The sequence below is a fragment of the Imperialibacter roseus genome, assembly GCF_032999765.1.
Classification (GTDB): Bacteria; Bacteroidota; Bacteroidia; order Cytophagales; family Cyclobacteriaceae; genus Imperialibacter; species Imperialibacter roseus.
This window is the reverse complement of sequence record NZ_CP136051.1, coordinates 6015967-6038184: the sequence shown is the minus strand read 5'-3', so window position 1 is coordinate 6038184 and position 22218 is coordinate 6015967. Positions and strand designations below refer to the sequence as shown.

Genomic DNA, 22218 nt, shown 5'->3' with positions numbered 1-22218 from the left:
TTATTAGAATTATGATAAGTAGTTTCTAATAAATATATTATTCTCAAGATATCAAAATCATTGGGTAGGCAATATTCATTATGGTCTAAAACTAATTTAAAGTCACTAAAATACATTTTCTACATGGTGATATATTCCCATATAAATTGCTTAATATGAAAATTTCTTATTTATTTATCTGAAGTATTACTACCTAACCGTTCCTATGCTGTTGGCCAATTATAATAGATTGTATGTTAAAATATACTGTCTATTTTTATTCACATACCCTTGTTGTTCATTGCTTTTTGCGCAACAAACGCCCCTTTACAGCCAGTATTTTCTTAATCAATACCTTTACAACCCCGCTTTGGCGGGCTATTCGGGAGTGCCCAGTGCCTTCTTTTTGTACCGCAAACAGTGGGTGGGCGTGAACGGCGCACCGGAAACCCAGGTATTTACCCTCGACACAAAACTGAACAATGAAAACATAGGGCTTGGCCTTGCCTTTTTCAACGACGTCACCAATATCATCGGGCGGACGTCTGGCGCATTAACGGGCTCCTACAAAATCGATTTTACCCCCAACCAGGAACTGCGCTTTGGCCTGTCCTTTCTGGCCATTCAAAACCGGATATTCTTCGACCGCATACAGGCCGACGACATCAGCGACCCTACCCTGCTGAGTGCCGTGGATCAGCGGACGGTGTTTGAGGGAAATGCGGGGCTGCACTACACCCTGAAGAAACTCCATGTGGGCTTTGCCAGCGAGCAGCTGTTTCAAAACACCATTAAATACAACAACGAGGCGCTGTTTCAGTCGCTCGACTATACGTTTGTCCGGCACTACTACACCACGCTCGACTACACGTTTGCGGCCAGCCCCCATGTCGACATTAAGCCGATGGTGCTCCTGCGCACGGTGCAGGGGCTGCCCTCCCAGGCTGACCTGAACCTAATGGTGAATTACAAGCAGCTGGTGTGGCTCAATATGAACTACCGGCCAAAGATTGGCGCAGGGTTCTCCATTGGCACGCAGCTGGCTGAGCAGTTTGTGTTTGGCTATACCTACGAGTTTCCCACCACCGACCTGAGTATTTTGGGGAGCTCCACCCACGAATTTGTGCTGGGGCTGAGGCTGCGCAAATCAAGCGACTCGCCCATAGCCAGAGAAAAGGGCGGCAGCATCAAGTCGCTGGAGAAACAGACGGCCATTCAGTATGAAAAAATTGATGCCCTGAAGCAGGAAAATGAGCTGGTGAGCGGGCAGCTGAACGAAACACAAAGCCAGCTGGCAGCGCAGAACGAGGAGCTCCGCCTGCTCAGGGAAATTGTGAACGGCTACCAGGACGACCTGTCGAAGGCCATTGTGCGGCTCCAGGCCAACCCCGATGATACAACTTCTGTTGAGGAAGGGCCTTACTATCTGGTGGTGGGGGCCCTGCGCAATCTGGACGACGCCAAGCTCTTTCAGCGGATTTTGAAACGGGAGGCCGGGCTCGATACCAAAGTGACCCAAAGCGCCTCGGGCACCTGGTATTTTGTGTACTCTCAGGAGATGAACGAGCTGGAAAATGCGAATGGGCTCATCAACGAACTGATGGAGAGCAAGGCTAAACCTTTCATTATAGGCGTGCCGTGGATTTATAAATGGGAGCAGCGGTGAGTGGGCGGCGACAACATATCGCCCCTGATAAAGGCGTTTGGCCGGGCATTCCCGTGTATGTCGTTGCTGGGTGTGTCTTCACACCCAGGAGACGGAAAGGCATGCTGCTGGTGCGTGAGGACACACGCCAGAACGTAAGCATTGTTGATGCATTTGGAGTCACGAATCAGCACTTAGGGTGTGAAGACACACCCAAGGACGTAAGGTGTGGAGACACGAGTCGTGATATAGGGTGTGGAGACACACCCAAAAACACGAAGGACACACCCCAAAATCCGATCGTGGACAATGGGGTTGGGCAAAACATACGCTATCTCGGCTGGCGAGTGGCGACTGTGCTGCTTTTAACGTTGGCGTTTCCGCCGACTCTTTTTGCGCAGGATCTGGAAACATTGGGCGATCAAAAACTCTTTGCGTATAATGGAAGCCTCTCGGCAACGCAAACATTTTATCATGCCGAGGGCATGCCCAGCCGCCGGGATCCCTACTTCTGGCAGCTGAACGCCAACCTCAACCTGACGTTCCTGGGCATCATCAACGTGCCGCTTTCGGCCACGCTCAGCCAGCAAAACAAGAGCTTTGCGCAGCCGCAGCCCTTTAATAGGTTTGGTATCAGTCCTACGTACAAAGGTCTCACAGTCCATCTGGGTCACCGTACCATCAACTTTTCTGATTACACGCTGGCTGGCAACCTGTTCTTTGGTGCAGGCGTGGAGTACAAGCCTGAGAACAATCCGGTAAGGGTCAGCGCTATGTATGGGCGTTTTGCCAAACCCGTGGCCAAGTTCTCACAGTTTGGGCAGGTATATGCCGAGCCCACCTACCGGCGCATTGGCTTTGGCACCAAGGTGGGGTTTGAGTTGGAAAAGCAACGAGCTGCGGTGATGTTCTTTCGGGCGTACGACGACCCTAACTCCATCGATGTGGTGGACAGCTCTTTTGTGGTGACTCCTGAAGAGAACCTGGTGGTGGGGCTGGAAGGTGGCTTCAAATTTTTCGACCGCTTTTCATTGGAAGGAGAGTATGCCTACAGCCTTTTTACCCGTGACCGGCGGATCCCCGAGCTGTTCACCAACGACTATTCCTTCATCAATAACCTCGGAGGGCTTTACAAACCGAATGGGTCTTCCGCTTTTACCAACGCCTTGAAATCACGCCTTACTTATCAGGGCGATGGCTTTCAGGCCAACTTAAGCTACAGGAGGGTGGATCCTGGCTACACCACCCACGGCTCGTCGTTTCTTAACAACGACCTAGAAGACATTACAGCCGGGCTGTCGCTGCCTCTGTTCAACAACAGAGTGACCCTCTCCACCAGCTCGGGCCTGCAACACAATAACCTTGACAACCAGAACAGCGCCCAGGTGAACCGATATGTATTCAGCTCATCGGCGTCCATTTCCGCTACGGAAAAGCTCAACATCAACCTGAACGTGTCGAACTACAGTACCAGTACCCAACAGCTGCTGCTGCAAACCGATATCCTCTCAGACACGCTGGAGTTTTTTCAGGTGACCCGGTCGGCCATGGCCTCGGTGAACTACCAAACGGGAAAGGAAACCAATACAGGTAGCCTTTTCGTCAGTGGTAATTTGCAGGACGCCACCGACAACCAGGGCAATGGATCGCTTTTCAAAAGTGGCAACGCCGGTTACAGCTTTAAGATCGGAGAGTACTGGTCTACCAACACGTCATTCACCATTAATCAGTCGGAAGCCGCCGGCATCAGCAACCTTACCCTTGGGCCGGTGTTTGGCGTGAACCGGTCTTTTATGGACAACAAAGTGCGAAGCAGCCTGTCGCTGAGCCTGCTGAACAGCTACCTGAACAAATCACGAAACAGCCACATCGACAATGTGCGTTGGTCGGTCAACTGGACGGCCGGCAAGCGGCATACGGTGTCGTTGAACACCTTTTACCTATTAAAAAACAGTTACGAAGAAGCTGCCAAAGCCACACAGGAATGGCGGGGAACACTCAACTATGCTTTTAGAATATGACACATTACAACCAGCCAATTAGCCACCAGTCCTGCAGGGACGACATACACGAAAAAAGCACCTTTAGCCAATTCAGAAAGTCTTTTAGGAATGATAAAATAGTAAGAGGCGACAGTCAGTCCCAGCGGGACGACACATTGGTAATACAGAATGCAAATCCACTAACAAAAAGTCCCGTAGGGACGGCATATCGGTGTCTCTTCCTTTCACTCGGACTCCTGGCGGTGCTGGCTGCCGAGGCACAGGTGCTCACCCCCTCCTGGGAAATTTCTCTCCCAGGCAAGCTGAAATGGATGCAGATCAACGACTACGGTATCCTCATCGCTTCCTGCGACAACGGGCTGTATGGGGTGAACCCCGAAGATGGGAGCAAGCTGTGGGAAATCACCACCCTCACCAACGTGCCCGAGGCCAATTACCAGGTGATTGAAGGCACACCCCTGGTGCTGATTACCGACAAGGGCGGCGAGTCACAAACCCTGATCATCAATGGCCTGAACGGCAAGCTGATTTTTGACTCGGCCAAAGAGGCCCTGGGATCGATTATCAGCAGGAAGGTGATCCCCGAGGCGGGTGGGGTAATGATTGCCTACAGCAGCGAGGTCGGTGATGGCATCACGATGTTTGACTATGTGACCGGCGACAGAAAATGGGACGCAAAATTCGAAAAGGCCAAAGGCAAAGACCTGCAACCCCAACCCATTATCGACACGGAGGGCAATATTGTATACGCCCTGGGGAAAAACCTCTATAAGCTGAACGGCAGCACCGGGGCCATCCTGTGGCAGACCGACGCCAAAAAGAACTACATCGACCTGTTTTTGCAACCCAACGCACAGGTGCTGTTTGCCGTGAGCGGCTCCCCTTCTTCTACTTTTTTTGAAGAAAACACCGGCAAGCAAATTGGCCTTGCCAGCGGCACTGCCGGTAATTTTGCCGTGGATGCCCTCGACCTCAGCAGCGGCGGGGAAGTATGGAAAAAGCCGGTGGAGTATTCCAAGGCCAAATACAGCGGGGTCGCCTTGGGCGAAAATGATTTTTTGCTCTTTCAAACGTTTAGCTCCGGCAAAATTGACTACGCCACGGGGGATCACCTGTGGAAAAAGGAAAAAATGGGCACGGGCGGCGAAAAGAATGCCGGGGTGTTTGTGACCGACAAAGGCCTGGGCTATGCCATGATGGATGGTGTGGGCAGGGCCTATATCAATTTTGTGAACGACGCTGGTGAGCCGATGTGGAAAAAACGACCAGTCATCAATGGGCGGTTGACTTACTACAAACAGTACGGAAACGCCCTCTTCTTCATCAGCGAACAAGAAACCAATTTTCTTAACCTCGACGACGGCACCTTTATGTGGAATGGTGACAAATATTTATCGGCTGGAGAGGTGCCCATCAGTGTGGTGCAGGACGAGGACGGCAGCTTTGTGATGTATATCAAAGGCAAGCTGGTGCGGGTAATGCCCGACCAACAGGATTGGGTGGAAATCACCTCCAACTTTGCCTTCAGGGGGGAATTGCCTACGGGCCTGCAACTATTGCCCAACGGCTACCTGCTCACAGGTAATCAAAATGCCATGTTGATAAGCAAGAGCGGTAGGGTTGGCTACCACAAGTTTTATCCCGCTCCGGAACAAAGCTTTGGTGCTAAGCTGGCACTCGGTGTGCTGGGTGCCGGCACGGCCCTCACCAGCTTTGCCTATGGGGCTTCTTCTATTGGCTATGGCATGCAGGGAGCCCTTCAGGGCAACGACGATTTTACCAGAAAGGCCCAGAAGCAAATGACGGTGGCCACTTTTACCAGAGACGTGACCGGAGGCCTGGGGGCTATGGCCCAGGCCAGGTTTGGGGAGCAGGCAGGCACTGATACCTACAAGCTAATACTCACGAAAAAGGATCATAGCATCGGCTTTGTGAAGATCAATATTTTGACGGGCGAAGAGGAAGGGCAAATTGTGACCAACGACCGTACCCCAGATTTCTCCATCGATCCCATTGGCAAAAAGGTGTTTTTGAAGTCGGCTGACGACAGGGTGGCCTGTTATGACCTGTAAAAGACATAGTTGAAGTGAATAGAAGGCAAAACATATCAAACCAAACAAAGTGTCCGGCGATGGCAGGGCGGCGGCTTTTGATGGCTGCCTGGCTGGTATTTTTTGTGCATGGGGTAACGGCCCAGGTGCAGCGCTACCCTGCCGATATCCAGCCCGTATTGCCAGCGCCCTATTCGGTGTATCTCAGCGACTATACGGCAGAGGGAAGCAACCGGCTCACCGGCAATATTGTTTTCAATGACTTCAACGAAGCGTCGTGGACTTTTAAACTAAGGCTGTCTATCGAAAGCATGGACGTGCGGCTCCGCACGAAAAACGGTTTTACACCATCTGCTCCCATCACCGTCCTGCCCGGCGTGCCCTATATTTTCAGCGGTTCTGACTGGGCAGAGTATTTTAACTTCAATAACCTCAATGTGAGTGGCAGGAATACGAGTCAAATTATTAACTCTGGCAGGTTGCCAGAAGGAATGTATTCGATTTGCCTTCAGGTATTGGACTATAATACGGGTGAGCTGTTATCCCAGGAAAGCTGCGCTAACGTCTGGATACAATTGTTGGATCCCCCCAGGCTGATTAGCCCTGCCGACAGCGAGTTTCTCGATCCCGCCACAACCACTACCTTTCCCATCACGTGGCAGTTATTTAATACAGCAAGTGCTAACAATACCATGGGTACTGATTTCCAGCTCACTATGTGGGAGCTGACGGAGCCGGGCGCCAACCCCCTAAGCGCCGTGCAAAACGGGCAGGCGCTTCAAGTCTTTCAAAGTGATTTACTGCAAAATACCAACTACACCTATGGGCCCGTTGATCCTTTGTTAGAGGCAGGAAAGGCCTATGTGTACAGAGTGCAGGCCATTGATGCAGACGGTAAAGACAGATATAAGAATAATGGCTACAGTGAGTTTAGGCTGCTTTACTATGGTTGGCCTACTGGTGGGAAAATCGAACTTACCAGCCCACCATATGGTCATAGTTTCAGAAGACAGATTCCGGCTGTAGTCAGGTGGAATGCACTTACATCGAGGGCGCCCGAGCAGGGGGTTAATTACGAAATTAATATCAAACCGCTGTCTCCAGGAGAGTCTCCGGAAGATGCTCTCAGGAAAAACTCACAATGGTACTACAAATTGATAAGCGAGAACTTTACCAACTACCCCAAATCAGAGCTTTTGCCCTACCCGGACATAGACTCTGGTTACGTTTGGCAGATAAAAGGCTATACTAACGGGCTGGAAGTAGCGAAAAGTGATATCTCAGTATTCTACGGGCCGCCATTGGTAGAAAGGTTTTACGCAGCAGGTCACAGAATTGAGGTGGACAATATCACGAATAAGGACTTCGCTAGCTTTTCGGGGACGGGGAGAGTGCGGCTTTCAAGAGAGGAAGTGTGGACTTCTATAGCATTTGAAAACATACAGTTGCGTCAGTCGGGATATTCAGCATACCTGATCGGGGGAGAAATTAATATTGAAACTAGTCCCATTGCCTTCGAGCTTACCCCAGGCAATGAGGCAGACGGTGAGGCTGCTTTTCTGGCAACCAATTACAAAATAACAAAGGATGGTTTGTTTGTCGAGGGGAGTTTCTCCTGGGACCTGCCGTTTCCTTTGCTCTCATCGGGCATTGGAAAAGTCACATCGGAGAGGTTCGCTTCCGACTTTAACGATTTTCGGCTTTCAGGAGTAGCCAACCTCACCAACAGTAACTCTTTCGAGCTACTGGATCCTCAGTTTTTCAGGCTCGACCTTTCTCCTACCAGCACAGTGGTGATCTTCGACAGTCAGTATTGGTTTGGCTTTGATGGAACGCTGACTGCTCCTTCGGCAAAATCAGTCACAGGGAGTAGTGCTACCTGGGCTTTTAATCAGGTCGACAATCTTAGGTTAATAGAGGTATCAGACTCAACCAATGCCGTGCCGCTAAGAATAATAGCGGGCACGGGCATGGAATTGCTTCCCGGCAAAAGCATTATTGACCTGGATGACTCGTCATCTCCTGGGAAGTTTGCCGGTCAGCCTTACTGGAAAGGGGTTTACATTGAGCAGTCTACGCTGAAAATTGCAAAAGCGATGGATGGCGCTGGGCAGTTTGCACTCAGCAGTGAGCTCGGAAGCGTTATTGATCTGAATACATCCCCGAATAGCCTGGTTGGGGTCACCGGAGAGGGTTTTACCCTGAAGCATGATTTGCAGTTCGATGTGGCCGGGGAATTCAATACGTTTCCCGCCAACTTCACCCGGCTTACACTGGACATCAACAATCAGCAAGCCAATGAGACCAGCAGGCTGGAGGGGAATTTTCTGGTGCCTTTCATCGACACAGGGGTACCTTTTGAGTTCCAATCGCAACTGTACGATAGAGGGTTCCGACCAGGAACGTTGGCCAACCTGAACAACAAAACGTTCCGTTTCAATCCGGAAGGCGGAGAGCTGGCCGTTGACCTCACCATCAAAAGAGGAGAAATGGCTAATAATGACCATCTCCAACTGACAATGGATGTGACATGGCCGTCCGTTGGCGTAACGTTAAGCGGAGTCAATAATTTCAACGTGTGGGGAGACTACCGGGTAGGCTTTTATGTGCCGGAAGGGGTTTTGGCACTTACTAATCAGGTCAATGCTACCTTTAGAGGGTATCCGGTGACGATCGATGCCCTTAGTGCGGGCCGAACCCAAAACTACTACGGTTTCGCCATTTCTGGAAAAGTGGTGATGGGTGAGGACGTAAGTGGTGATGATGGGGCACCCGCATTCAACCTCTATTCCATGGTTGAAAATGCCATGCTGGACAAGAGCTATATGCCAGCGCCTACGCAGGGAGCATTCAACCTGGCGTCAGCTCAAAATGGCCTTGATCAATTGGAGGAAGAGCTGGCGGCCCTGGAGGAAGACCTCACCCAAAAGGTAGAACAGCAAACCGAGGCCTTGAAATCCACCACAGTCGATTTGATTGCATCTGCCTCAGGCGGACTGGGTGGGCAGGCACACGATCTAGCGTCGCTGGTCAGTGCGCCTGAGGAACCCGCCGAAATTGATTATGAGGCCATTGCCGACCGCAAAGAGCGTCTATTGGCCTATTTAGAGCTTTTCCGGGAGTTGGCTAACGATCCCACAGTTGTAGATGGGTTGATTGAGCAGATTCAGAATAGCGAGGAGGATTTCGACAACATATCAGACATAGTTGCAGAGCTGAAGCGATTTGCTACCAATTTTGCTATAGATAAAGTCGCTTCTTTGGGAGATGGATTTTTGATGAAAGTAGAGCAGGCCACCAATAATATAAATGGTGTGATCATAGGACAAGCCAACCAGCTAACCAGCTCGGTGAAGCAGGAAGTGGATCAGGCAGTGACAGCAATTATTTCCACAGTTTCTTCAGATGTAATAGCAAGCCTCTCCCAGGATGCTCCAGACGCTTCTTTAATAGTAGAAGCAGTAGCCAACTCCACCAGAGAGGCCATAGTGAATGAACTTACGTTAGCTCTCAATTCATCGGTTAATCAAAATATCGTATTTCCAGTCACTTCTTTTATAAGCACTAATTTGAATGACCGGGCCAGACGACTGGTCAGGCAAACAGCCGAAAACGTGGTGCTGGGAGCCCTCAATCAAGACCAGAACCCTTCTGAAATTATGGAGGGGGTTCTTGATGGGTTCGACGATGAACTCAAAAGCATAGGCGACGAGCTGGGTGCTCAGGTCGACATGGACAAGATGCTGGAGGCTATCAAAAGTGTAGGGCAAGATTTGATAGCCAACATAAGCGCAGATCGAATTCTCAATCAAATCAAGCAGGGTGCGTTGGAGGCGGTGGCCGGGGCAGTCAGGCAGAAGGTGTCGGCTGCGGGCAACGAGTTGGTCAACAATCTTCTTGGTGATAACGTTGGCATCTCAATACCGGTAGACTTCGCTGCTGTGGGCGGGAAGCTCCTGTCGGGGGCTAACCCGAAGGATTTGCTTTTCGATCCCATCCCCATCAGTGTGCGCTCCCCGGCGCTTGACCTCAATGGAATTATTCACTTCAGAAAAGGGCATCCTCAGTATGGTGACTCATGGTCGGCCAAAGATATAGACGCCTTTGTGAAAGTCCCGAAGCCCTTCCACATACAACTCGCCTTTATGAGCGGAAGAAAGGATAATGTGAGCTTCTGGATGGCTGAGGTTGGAAGTGGAGGTCCTCCACCTAACCCTGGGGAACCTGCCGACGCCGACAAAATGGGGCAACCGATGCAGCCCTCAACGATCAAGGAAGTGACTGACGAAATAGAGCTCGGGGTAGTCAAAATAGTGGCTTTGCAAGGGAGAGTTTACCGCCACATGGCGGCCAATGGGTTGGAGGGTATTGTGCCGGATGCAAACAACAACTATGGGGCTTACCTACACATGGTGGCTTTTGGGCCTCAAAATGGTAAAATGCTCCGGCTGGAAATCGATGCGCAAATGGACGTGGCTACCACGGGCGATTTTACGGTTGACTTCCTTGGCAATGGCCAGATGCTTAGCAGTGTTCCGCAAGTCATGACCATCGATCAAACAGCTGTGATCAAGGGCACCATCGCTTTAAAGTATAACTCGGCAGAACAACATTTCTTCGGGCACCTGGCCGCTTCTTTTGAAAAGCCAGGGGTGCTTTGTGCCCAGGGTAGCTTGCTTGTGGATGTGAAGCCCGGCGCCTGGAGGGTAGCTTTGGGCAGCCAGCAGGAGCGACTCAAGTTTATCCTGAACTGCGCCGGCTTTGGCCCAACGGGCTGGCTCGACCTCAACCAAAACACCGCCAATCTGGGGCTGGGATTGGAATTCATGTTCCGGCCGGACCCAATTCACATCGACATCGTGGTGGCAGCGTTTGACCTGGTGATAGAGGCGGGTGCGGCAGCCGGCGTGCAGGTAATTGCGCAGTACAATCCCAGCTTCCAATTGCAGGAAGCAGGGCTGTGGCTGGAGTTATGGGCACAGATATACGCCCAGTATAAAAAGAAAGTGTCGGGAAATACTGGCACTATTACTCTGGTAGACATTTACCTGGCTGCCAATGCCAATATGAGATTCAACCCTGCTCCCAGCATTTTATATGGCAAGGTGAATGGCCACTTGCAGATACTGGTATTCAGCTTCGGGATTAACAAGGATTTTCAAATGAATTTGTAGGGTATGCAATCAAACTCCCCAAACTATGCCATCACCTTCAACGGCAATGAACTGGAACCGCCGATTGGCAGCAAGCAATTTTTACCAAAAAGAAACAACCATTTAAACAAGATACGTTTTATGAGATCACTTCTCCTGCTTTTGACCCTGGCCTTTGGCACGGCCGAACTTTCTGCGCAGCCATTTATTACCGTTTGGAAAACGGACAACCCGGGGAGCTCAGAAGATAACCAGATCAGGATTCCGGCGGACGGTACAAGCTACAACTACGACATCTATTGGGAAGATATTACTAATTCTGAAGTGAATGGGACAGCCAGTGGAATAACAGGTGTCCATACCATCACCTTTCCTGCAGCGGGCACCTACAAGGTGGAGATCTCAGGCACTTTTCCTCAGATCTCTTTTAGTAACTCGATACACGGAGGTGACCGGGAGAAGATCATTGATATCAGCCAGTGGGGCTCTATTGCCTGGGTTTCGATGTCAGGTGCGTTTTACCGGTGCACAAACCTGACAATGAGCGCCACAGATCTCCCCAACCTTGCAGGTGTTACCTCGATGTCCAATATGTTCTATGGGGCGACCAGTTTTAACGGTGCCATTGGGAATTGGAATGTAAGTAACGTCACCACTATGGGAGCAGCTTTTTATGAAGCGGCTTCTTTCAATAACAGCCTTACTTCCTGGGACGTCAGCCAGGTCACTAGTTTTGCCGCTATGTTCTATGGTGCCTCGGCTTTTGATCAGGATCTCGGCAGTTGGAATGTAGGCGCCGCAACGAACTTCAATTCTATGTTTTCCGGAGCAGCCAGTTTCAATCAGGACATAGGCGGCTGGGACGTGAGCCATGCTACCAAAATGACCTATATGTTGGAAGGAGCTGTCCTGTTTGACCAGGACCTTAGCGGCTGGGATGTGAGCAACGTCAAGGACATGACGGGCATGTTTAATGGTTGCAGCTTGTTCAATCAACCCATTGGAGGCTGGGACGTGAGTGCTGTAACCGATATGAAACATATGTTCAATGGTGCGACCTTGTTTAATCAGGACATCACCGGCTGGAACGTGTCCGGCGTAACCAACATGTCTGGCATGTTTGCGAGCGCTAAAACCTTTAATCAGGACATCAGTGGTTGGGATGTTGCCAACGTGGTGAATATTTCGAGCATGTTTCAACAGGCAACTAGCTTCAACCAGCCGATTGGTACCTGGAATACTGGCAGCGCCGTCTATGCCAACTCCACCTTCTATGGAGCTACCGCTTTCAATCAGGATCTTAGCAACTGGGACATGAGCCATGTCACCACAGCGGCAAGCATGTTCAGTGGAGCATCCTCATTCAACGGTGATATAGGTAACTGGGATGTAAGCAACGTTACGCTTATGAGGGATATGTTTAGCAGGAGTGACTTTAATGGGGATATCTCCGCCTGGGATGTGTCCAAGGTGGAGGATATGTCTCATATGTTCTCATTCTCAGCGTTCAACCAGAACATTGGTGCCTGGGAGGTTGGTAATGTCTCAAACATGCTATGGATGTTTCGACAGAACCGTCACTTCAATCAGGACATCGGGGGATGGGATGTAAGCAAAGTAACAGATATGGGTTACATGTTTTATGTGGCTGATGCATTCAATCAGGACATCAGTAATTGGGACGTTTCTAATGTAACCGATATGGAAGAAATGCTTTCTTCCTCTGGCTTGTCGACCGAAAATTATGACAAGGTGCTTACTGGGTGGTCATCGTTGCCTTCTTTGCAAAGTGATGTGGTGTTTGGCGCCTCAGACATTAGTTTCTGCGAAGCAATGGAGTCCAGGCAGCTGTTAGTAGACGATTTTGGTTGGACAATTGCCGATGCCGGGCAGATTTGCAGCCCGACAGACATCGAGCTAGATAATCAATCAGTCAGCGAGAATGAGGAGGTTGGATCACTGGTAGGCCTGCTATCGGTGGTAGATATCGACAACCGTGGAGTGCGCCGGTATTATCTTTCAGGACAAAATGCCAGCTTATTTTCTATCGAGGATAACCAGCTGCTAACTGCAGAAGTGTTCAATTTCGAGGACACCCTTGCCTATGAAATCAATATCACGGTGGAAGACTCCGACGGGCTAAAATTTTCGAAGGTTTTTGTGATCAACATCGTTGATGTCAACGAGGATCCCTTTGTTCTAAGCGCTATTAGTGACGCTAGAGGGGACACAGGTTTCGGTGAACAAACCTTCAACCTAGTAGGTGTATTTGAAGACCCTGACGGTGACGTCCTGACTTTTAGTGTTGCCGTAGCGGACAACGCCATAGTGGGAACTAGTTTGGCTGGCTCAGTACTTACAATATTCGAAAAGGAAATGGGAAATACCGACATAACCATAACCGCAGATGATGGCCATTCAGGACAGGTTGAGATGGCCTTCAATTTCAGGGTGAATACCTGGCCGGTTGTTGCTGGTCCCATAGAAGATATCAACATTCTTGAGGGAACCCCACGTTCAAGCATTCTCCTTACGAATTTTTTCTCAGATGTTGACGCTGATTTGCTGACATTTGAAGCCAGCAGCAATGATGAAAGTGTTGTGTTTGTGTGGGCCGAGGGGATCTACTTAAATTTTACTTACAATGCCCCTGGGTCAGCTACGGTCAACGTGTCGGCCGACGATGGACACGGCGGCACAGTTGAGACTTTTTTCGACTACACAATGACAGCTCTTTTTTCTTTGGAGAACCCCATCGAAGACCAGCTTTTTCAGGAAGGGTTTGATAAGGCTGAGATAAACCTTACCGAAGTGTTTAAAAACAACAGCGGTAGGGACATGTTTTATGATGTGTCGTTGAGTGATGTAGCGGTTGCCGAAGTAAATATCAGCGGTGATGTAATGAAAATCCAGGAGATCGCCAACGGCAAAACGACTGTTACACTTCTGGCGACTGACCGAAATGGTCACAGTACGCCAACTGATTTTGTTTTAACGATCAACAGCAGTCCAATCGTGGTAGTTCCTCTGGAAGACCATGCAGAAGCAGAAGGTGTCGGGACTGTGTCGTATGATATTTCGGAAACATTTGCTGATATGGATGGAGACATGCTGATCTATAGCGTAGAAAGCAGTAAAGAAGAGGTTGCGGTCGCATTTATCGAAGGAGAGCTATTAACTATCAAGGAGATAGGAAACGGGTTCAGTTTTATTACTGTAACAGCAGGTGACGGTAAAGGGGCGACAGTAAGTGAAGTCTTTACATTTGAAATACTCAAAAATAGATTGTTGGCTGCCAAAAGTTTAGATCTAGGGGCGTCTTTCGTACTCTACCCTAACCCCGTTTCAAAGATAGTCAACCTGACCGGGTCGTTAATCAACCAAAATTCCGGCATCTCTATCACCGATTTATCAGGACGATCATATGCTGTTGATGTGATATACAAGGATGGTGAGATCCAACTGGATGTTAGTGAATTGTCAAAAGGGGTCTACGTGCTCATTCTCGACCTGGATGGAAGGCCGCAGGCAAAGAAGTTTATAAAAGAGTAGTGTTTGTTTAGCTTACGGGTAAAGCCATATGAAAAGCCTTCTCAAATTAAATACTGCCACGGCAAAGGCCTTCTTTTTGATAGGGATCGTTAACCTGTATTGCCAAATAGGACTAGGGCAACAGGCACCAACCAGCTTGGCCAACTATTTTGGAGCGATAAGAAATGGGGAGCAAAGCTCGCTTCCCTACCAGCTCCTAAGGCAGCAGGGGTTGCTCGATGATTATATAAGGGTCATTGATACTAACCTTTCCGACTCCCTTTCCACTGTAAGAAAAGCCTGCTACCAGTCCCTTGACGTCATGCAAAAGAGCTCCACTGCTCCTGCAGCTAAACAACAAATACTCGCCCTTCAGCTACAGGGCATGGCGGACGAGTCTCCCGACATCGTTGGCTTATCCACTCAAAATCTTAGTTCTGTGCCGCCTTCGATGTTCAATGCCTCGCAGAAGAAAACCCTTATCCAGACGCTTGATCGGCAGGTGGCAAAGAAGGAGGTATTAATAAAAATGGTCGGAACGCTGAAAGACCAGAGCGCCGCCCCAGCTCTCAGGCAGTTGTCGCAACCCGGCAATTCGGCAAAGGTGCGATGGGCTGCCTACCTGGCATTATCCAGACTGGGTGATCAAACGGCCATCAACCTGGTGAATAACAAAGTGAGAGGAATTGAAGTAAATGACGATATGGTCTACGACATGGCCCCGTCAATTATTTACACCCAGCAAAAGCAACTCTACGACTACTTGGTAGAATTGCTCTACAGCAACGAAAAGAATTGTGAGTCTGCTAACCCTGATCAAACCAATACCATCAACTGTGCCTACAGGATATTGGAGCTACTAGCACCACAGATAGTAGATTTTCCTATTGCAACGACTGCTTCCGGCGATCTGCAAACAAAAAGTTACCAGGAAGCATTGATAACAGCCAGAGAATGGTTTAGCGTCCATGTAGACTTTCAGGTAAAGAACACCGACTGATCACTTCCGTTTCTGGTACTCGTTAATAATTTGCTTGACTGTCAACATTATTTTCAATGATGAACCTCAACCCGACTACCTATCAACTGCCAGCAACTTTTCCAATAGGAAGCGGCAAAATTTCATTTGAGGAGGATAGGATCGTCGTCGATGACAATGTCAAAACCTGGTATTGGCTCCAGTTGGTGTCGAGTAGCTGCTGGATTGCCTTCGGCACTATTTACGTCAGCAACTTCATCACTGGGAGTGGTGATTATGCGGCGCTGGGTTTAGGGTTGTTAGTTGGCCTGCCTCATGCAGTGCTGTTCATCCTCACCCTTAAAAGAAGCGCTAAGAAGGAGATCGCTTTGAGAGAGGTGCGCTCCGTGCGTTTGAGGGGAAGAGCTGGGTATCGGTATCTGGATATCAAGCTTCCTGACCGCCGGGTACGCCGGGTGTACCAGGTCGATAAAGATTATGACAGGCTCCTGGAGTATGTCCGAGTCAATTTCCCGCCAGCATCCTGATTGTCTACTTGCCAGCAAATTCATACACCTTCTTCCCCTCAAACACCGTCCACAGCACCTGCGTGGCCTTTAGCGATTCAGGGCCCACCGTGAGCACGTCCCGGTCGAGCAGGATAAAATCGGCCGACTTGCCAATCTGAAGCGAGCCAATGAGGTTTTCCATCATCAGTGCTTTGGCCGCTTCGGAGGTGTAAGCGTAGAGCATCGCCATTCTCGGCATGCTTTGGCTGGCATCCAGCACCCCCAGCGCTCCTTTTCGGGTTTCAGCATAATACATCGCCTCAAAAGGGTTGGCGGTAGACACGGGCCAATCGCTGGCCCCGCATATCGTGGCTCCCGCCTGCAACATCGACCGCACCGGGTACATCCACTGATAAATCGATGGATCTACATAGGGCTTCACAATGTCAATGGTGGTTTCGTCGCCCAGGGCCCAGAGCAGCTGAAAGGAGGCCAACACATTCAGGCTTGCAAAACGGTCGAAGTCGGCAGGCTGCACAAACTGCAGGTGGGTAATGGTGTGGGGCAGCGCCATGCTTTTGTTGGCCTTGCGCATGGCCTCAAATCCATTGAGGGTTTCCGTCACCGCCTGGTCGCCAATGGCATGCACATGCACCAGCAGGTTTTCCTTGTCGGCCAGGGTAGCAAACCGGGCAAACTTTTCCGGATCCATCATCATCACCCCCTTCGATTGCGTGCCGGTGTATGGCAGCGACAGGGCCGCTGTATGGGTAGGGTGCTCCACCACCCCATCAGCAAAAACCTTGAAGCCCAGCACCTGTAGGTTATTGCCATTATACTGCTGCTTCAGCGCCTTCACCGCAGCCATCTGCGGCAGCGGGTCGGCATTCACCTCCGCCACCACCGTGGCGGCTATATGGGCGGTGAGCTGGCCTTGTTGCTCCAGGCGCTGGTACCAGGCCAGCATATTGTCGTGAGGGCCGGGCAGCCTGGCAGCGGAGGGGTCGAGAAAGGCAGTAATGCCAAAACCATTGTTGTAGGCCATGGCTTTGATAGCCCCCAGACTGAAGTCGGTGTCGGGCTCCAGCACGGCTTCAATTTTGTGCTGCCCATCTTCGGACACAAACCCATTGCTTTCCCCGTCGGCAGCCACACCGAAATACTTTTTGTCGTCACCCGTCAGTGATGCCAGGTAGGCTTTGGTCACGCCCGCCCGTTTCAGCATGGCTTTGTTGGCCCAGGCAGTGTGCCAGTCGGAGCCCCGAAGAAACACCGGCTGGGTTTTGAACTCACCGCTATTGAAAAGCTTGATCACCCTGTCCAGCGCTTTCCAGGTGCTGATGTTCAGGCCATAAATCACCAAGACATCGGCAGTCATACCTTCTTTTTTCTTTAATGTCTCAAGGGCAAACTGATGGATTTGATCTACGTCCAGAAACAGGTCGTTCACATTCGCCTTGGTCAGCCCCATACCCCCGTCAATGCCGTGGTTGTGGCTGTCGACCAGGCCGGGCATCACAAAGCCGCCCTGCAAATCAATCCACTTGGCTTGGTCGCCCACTTTTGCTTTCACCTGTTCGTAATTGCCAACGGCTACAATGGTTTTTCCTTTCACAGCCAGGGCGTTAGCGTAAGGCTGCTGCGGATTGGCAGTGAATATTTTAGCATTAAAATACACTTGCTCCTGGGCTTGGGTAGTCAAAAAGCAAGTCAGCAATAGGAAAAGGCCGAAGTATTTCATAGAAAATCTGGTTTGGGGATTAAGGCAAGATAGGGAAAGTCTGTAGTATTTTCCGGCTGGCGTGTAAGCACTTTTGTGTTTGCACCTCCTTTTAACCTATCCCCCAACGCCATATTTGCAATCAGCTCTGCTTGCCAAAGAATGATAGCAGGGAACTTGGGTCGACCTGTTTGGAAACATTTTCCTATGAACTACAATTGGTAAACGGAGAACTTTAACCAACCTACATTTTCCGAATCACAATTTCCACCCGCCTGTTCAGGCTTCGGCCTTCGTCGGTTTCATTGTCGGTTTTTGGCTTGGTATCGCCGTAGCCTTTCGCCGTCGCCCGGCCCGACAATCCCTTTGTTTGCAAATAGTCAATGACCGCCTGCGACCTCTCCTGAGAAAGTTTGAGGTTGTAGTCGGCAGTGCCTGTGTTGTCGGTATGCCCCGCTATTTCAATTTCCATTTTGGGGTGGGCCTGGAGCAGCTTGATGATTCTGTCGAGTTCAGCAAAAGACTCTTTCTGCAAAACAGCCTCATTGGTGTTGAAGAAAATATTGTTGAGTCTTACCGAGGCGCCCACATTGATTGGGGCAAGCAGCAGATTTTGCTGAAGCTCGGCATACATATTAATTTCGCTGGCGTTCAGGTTGGCACTTTCAGGAATATACCCTTCTCTTTCAGCGTTGAACCCATAAATACCACCCGCTGGCAAAATGATCGTGTAGCGGCCGGTGACCGGATGCGAAGAAGCCTGCCCAAGCTCTTTTCCCACATCTTCTAGCGAAAAATACTTGATTTGTGCCTCAATCGGCTGACCCGTAGAGGCGTCGAGCACAATGCCGCTCACCAGCACCACTGGCTTGGGCCGTGCCGAGGCTGGCAGGGGAATTCTGAAAATGTCGCTGTTGCCCATCGAATGCTGCACCGATGCCAGGTAGGCATATTCGCCACGGGCGTCCAGTGTGTAGTTGGCTTCCCAGGTATTGGTGTTGATGTCCGGCCCCAGGTTTTCCGGTTCAGTCCATTTGGTCCAGGTGTCATCGAGGCGTCGGCTCACAAATATGTCGGCACTACCGTAGCCGGGATGGCCATATGATGAAAAGTAGAGTGTTTCATTGTCGGCTGCTATGAAAGGGGAGAAATCCATAGCAAACGAATTTACTTCCTGGCCCATGTGGGCAGGCGCTGACCAGGTGTTGTCGCTTTTAAGAAAAGAGCAATACAGATCCATGTCTCCTTTGGTGTCGTTCCTTTCCAGCGCCATTACCAGCACATTTTGGTTGGGCGACAGGCAGTAGTCCACGAAGTCGGCATTGTTGTAGTAATCGTTGATCAACAGGTTTTCAGGAATGCTCCAGCCCGTCGGGCTTCTTTTGGTGAGCGACACGCCGCCGCCCAGGTTCCTGCCGTCGGGCAGGTAGGTATTGGCCACCAGCAGGTTGTTGCCATCGGGAGCCGCAGAAATCACGAAATTGTTGCCACTGTTGTTGAGTGGTGCCCCAATATTTTGCAGCTCTGCCCACTCGCCTACAGAGTCTTTTTCCGAAAACCATATGTCGTCCTTCTTCAGGCTGCCAAAGTTCTTAGGGTGCTCTCCACGGGCCACATACAAAGTGGCGCCGTCGGCAGAAATAACTACGCCCTTTTCCGAATACTGAGAGTTAATTTTCGAGCCAAGATTCTCCTTCACGGTGTTGGCGATACTACTTTCAGCCTGCCTGATCTCAGGAGTTTCCTGATACACATTGAACTCGTAAACCTTTACAGACACCTGGCCTCTGAGGTGAAACCCTAAGTAGGTGCCCTGAAACGGGGTGAATTTTGCCTGAGCCAACGACTGACCGTTGAACTCGAAGAAAATTTCGTTGCCGGTTTTTCTCACCACAATAGTTTGTTTTTTACCCTCCTCGAGTGGAGTTGGCAGGAAGTCGGGCCGCAGAATGGGTGTTACCTTTTTCTTTTTGAACGTGTAGATATGAAAAAAGCCATTTTGGCTGATGTCCATTGCCTGGTAATTACTGTATTCGTCGGCACCCCACACCAGGCCGAAGCTGCCATTTCTAAAATTTTTTACCTCCACTACTGTCTCCAGCTTGAAGTCTTTGGAGGGGTCGAGCTGAAAATGTTTCTGATTAAAGAAACCGATGTCGCCATCGGCCACATCCATGTACATGGCCCCTTTGGCAATCATGCTTTTGGCATAAGGCCGTTCAAACAGCGACCAGCCATTTCTGTTGTCTTCAAATACCTCGTGTAATGCGGGAGTCTCTTGCGCCTTCACGCCATGGCAATAGCATAGGAGAGAAAAAAGCCCAATAACTAATATGCGATGTCTATTCATTGGAAACACTATGGAGCCACTGCTCCGCTTCAGATAGCTGCTCAAAAAGTTTAAACTCAAAGTCTTTGACCCTGGTTCCCAAATCTACAGCAGAAAACCGAGTAATAAACTTCGAAGAATGCACATGCGCCATATATTTCAAGCCGTTGGCAACGTTTTCGCTCATCCGGCCTTTTTCAAGCTCGTCGTTAAGGGCCACCCAGTTCGCCTCAAAATGGGTATTGTCGTTCAGTAGCTTGGAGCAGCCGGTTGTTTTCAGGAGGGTGGAATAGAGCGACGACCCCTTCGAGATATACGACATTGAAACATTGCCATACCAGGTGCACCTTATCCAGCCATTTTCAGGCTCGTAGCCAATTTCCAGGTACTTGACGCCTTCGTCTGTGGTGATTACTTCCATTCAGGGTGCTCTTTGTGTGGTACAACTTCAACATACCATTTGCCTTTACTAAAGACGAATGAAATTATAGAAAAGGTGCAGGCCAATAGTTGAATGAGGTAAAAAAGGCCACCCTTGGCCCATCTTTCGACGGCAGGCGCATGGGAATTACTGCATCAATCATCCAGCAGTCATCGTAGGGAGGGTATTTCTGAAGCGACAACGACACCATATAGCTGTGTACTTCGCCTTCACTGTCTTCGATAAGTACGAGAAACTCCGCCTCGCTTTTTTCCTGAAAGTGAGTGCGGATTTCAAAGTGCCTGCAATTAATCAGGGGCCTGAAGTTTTCGTTGTGCACCATGATGTTGAAGCGCTCAATAGGCCCTGTGTTTTCTTTGTTAGTGGGTGAGGCAAAGTTCCAGGCGATCTCTATACCGTGATCCAACTCCGGAGAGTCGTTTTGTTGCAAGGCCAGAAAGTTGATATGAACTACTTCCTGCGGACTTAGCGCCGGATGCGGCAGCTCCCGGGGAGCGCAGCCGACAAACACAGCCAGTATCAGAAAGTAAGTTAGTTTCATATGTAACACGCCTACAATAATTTTAGCATTTCCAAAAGGCGACACCCAACTTCTAGTCGTTCAACAAACCGGCTTTTACCTTGAAGCCGGACTTAACATTCAGCTCCACGTCTTCAGAAATTACCTTGTCAGTGACGGCCTTTACCCGGAGCGAATAGGTATCCTGAATGATGTACTCCTTGAAATTTTCTCCCGAGGTGGTCAGCGAAAGTGTGTTGCCCACATTGTCAGGAATATTCTCTGCACTCGCAAGCAGCTTTTCGTCAAGTCCGTCGGCGTTGATATACACGTGCAGCGACGACAAGAAGCTGAGATCCCGGCCTTCAGGAGCTTTTACACTAATATCGACATTTTCGAGATAAATTTCTTTCACCAGGCTTTTGTTGGTGTTGTTGCCGCTAAACTGCGATTCGGCATCGGTAGAAATAGGTGGCGTAAGAATATCGAGAGGAAGGTTGATACCAAGAGAAGAAGGCACCGTTACTTCCGAGGTATACGACATTTTGAAAGTGACAAGGTCGTTGAGCTTGTTGCAGCCGACGAAGACAGCTACAAGACACATGGCGAGACTTGCAGTAATGATACGGTTGGAAATATTCATAGCTGATAACACAATTGATTGATATATTGATAACGAATAGAACTAGCGAACCAACATGATTTTTACACTGCTGGCATTGGCCCTGGCCCCGGGCATAGCCATTATTTTGTTTATTTACCTCAAAGACAAGCACGAAAAAGAGCCGAAAGGGCTTTTGCTCCGGGCCTTTCTTTTTGGCGTACTCAGCCTGGTGCTCACACTGGTAGTTTCGGCTATTGCTGACAAGTTTGTGTCTCTCGACCACTCCAGCGCTGAAGACCTGGCACTTTACGCTTTTGGCATGGTAGCGTTTATTGAGGAAGGAAGCAAATATCTTTTTGTAAGGTACTTCCTTTATCCACATAAAGAATTCAACGAGCCGTTCGATGGTATTATTTACGCAGTAATGGTGAGTATGGGATTTGCTACGGTGGAAAACCTTTTCTACGTGTTCGAGGGTGGTGTGAGCATTGCCATCATGCGAATGTTTACCGCCGTGCCAGCACATGCTACTTTTGCTGTGCTCATGGGTTTCTTTTTGGGTAAAGCGAAGTTTCAACACAAAAAAGCAGCTTTCGGCCTTATTGGACTGGGGGCTGCCACCATTTTGCATGGCGCCTACGATTATTTTCTTTTCATGGATCACGTGCCGGGGATTTGGCTGGGCGCTCTTGTCTCTTTGATCGTTGGACTTTATCTGTCAAAACGAGCCATTAAAATGCACCAGGAAGTTTCGCCTTTCAAACCACTTACAGGCCTTTAGCTGTTGACTACCAG

General features: G+C 49.7%; 13 protein-coding genes. 8 read left to right on the top strand and 5 right to left on the bottom strand.

Going from position 1 to position 22218, the window contains the following annotated elements; translation table 11 throughout:
* Positions 1-205: 205 nt before the first annotated feature.
* The 7 genes from RT717_RS25330 to RT717_RS25300 all read left to right on the top strand — a co-directional run bounded on the left by RT717_RS25330 (position 206) and on the right by RT717_RS25300 (position 15868).
* Positions 206-1645, top strand: coding sequence for a PorP/SprF family type IX secretion system membrane protein (locus RT717_RS25330; RefSeq protein ID WP_317489126.1), 1440 nt, complete (start codon positions 206-208; stop codon positions 1643-1645).
* The gene (locus RT717_RS25325; protein WP_317489125.1) at positions 1642-3645 is read left to right on the top strand and encodes a hypothetical protein; all 2004 of its coding nucleotides are present in this window, start codon (positions 1642-1644) and stop codon (positions 3643-3645) included. Before RT717_RS25330 ends, RT717_RS25325 begins: the two co-directional genes overlap by 4 nt.
* Entirely contained in the window at positions 3642-5699 is a 2058-nt protein-coding gene (locus RT717_RS25320; protein ID WP_317489124.1) for a PQQ-binding-like beta-propeller repeat protein, read from the top strand. Before RT717_RS25325 ends, RT717_RS25320 begins: the two co-directional genes overlap by 4 nt.
* A gap of 59 nt (positions 5700-5758) precedes the next feature.
* The gene (locus RT717_RS25315; RefSeq protein ID WP_317489123.1) at positions 5759-10852 is read left to right on the top strand and encodes a hypothetical protein; all 5094 of its coding nucleotides are present in this window, start codon (positions 5759-5761) and stop codon (positions 10850-10852) included.
* Positions 10853-10972: 120 nt separating this feature from the next.
* Complete coding sequence (locus tag RT717_RS25310; protein ID WP_317489122.1) at positions 10973-14383, top strand: BspA family leucine-rich repeat surface protein; 3411 nt, start codon at positions 10973-10975, stop codon at positions 14381-14383.
* Between the two features lie 28 nt (positions 14384-14411).
* Complete coding sequence (locus RT717_RS25305) at positions 14412-15362, top strand: HEAT repeat domain-containing protein (RefSeq protein ID WP_317489121.1); 951 nt, start codon at positions 14412-14414, stop codon at positions 15360-15362.
* Between the two features lie 56 nt (positions 15363-15418).
* The gene (locus RT717_RS25300) at positions 15419-15868 is read left to right on the top strand and encodes a hypothetical protein (protein ID WP_317489120.1); all 450 of its coding nucleotides are present in this window, start codon (positions 15419-15421) and stop codon (positions 15866-15868) included.
* Positions 15869-15872: 4 nt separating this feature from the next.
* On the opposite strand, the gene RT717_RS25295 is transcribed toward RT717_RS25300, so the two are convergent.
* The 5 genes from RT717_RS25295 to RT717_RS25275 all read right to left on the bottom strand — a co-directional run bounded on the left by RT717_RS25295 (position 15873) and on the right by RT717_RS25275 (position 21462).
* Positions 15873-17570: an amidohydrolase gene (locus tag RT717_RS25295; RefSeq protein WP_317489119.1), complete on the bottom strand. Its 1698-nt coding sequence runs from the start codon at positions 17568-17570 to the stop codon at positions 15873-15875.
* Positions 17571-17793: 223 nt separating this feature from the next.
* Positions 17794-19899: an OmpA family protein gene (locus RT717_RS25290; protein WP_317489118.1), complete on the bottom strand. Its 2106-nt coding sequence runs from the start codon at positions 19897-19899 to the stop codon at positions 17794-17796.
* Positions 19892-20299, bottom strand: a complete 408-nt coding sequence (locus RT717_RS25285) for a hypothetical protein (protein WP_317489117.1) — start codon at positions 20297-20299, stop codon at positions 19892-19894. Before RT717_RS25285 ends, RT717_RS25290 begins: the two co-directional genes overlap by 8 nt.
* Before the next feature lie 64 nt (positions 20300-20363).
* Positions 20364-20861, bottom strand: a complete 498-nt coding sequence (locus RT717_RS25280) for a DUF4864 domain-containing protein (RefSeq protein WP_317489116.1) — start codon at positions 20859-20861, stop codon at positions 20364-20366.
* Between the two features lie 52 nt (positions 20862-20913).
* The gene (locus tag RT717_RS25275; RefSeq protein WP_317489115.1) at positions 20914-21462 is read right to left on the bottom strand and encodes a hypothetical protein; all 549 of its coding nucleotides are present in this window, start codon (positions 21460-21462) and stop codon (positions 20914-20916) included.
* A gap of 55 nt (positions 21463-21517) precedes the next feature.
* On the opposite strand from RT717_RS25275, the gene RT717_RS25270 reads away from it, so the two are divergent.
* Positions 21518-22204 carry a YhfC family glutamic-type intramembrane protease gene (locus tag RT717_RS25270; RefSeq protein WP_317489114.1) on the top strand — a complete coding sequence of 229 codons (687 nt, stop codon included), beginning with the start codon at positions 21518-21520 and terminating at the stop codon, positions 22202-22204.
* Positions 22205-22218 lie beyond the last annotated feature (14 nt).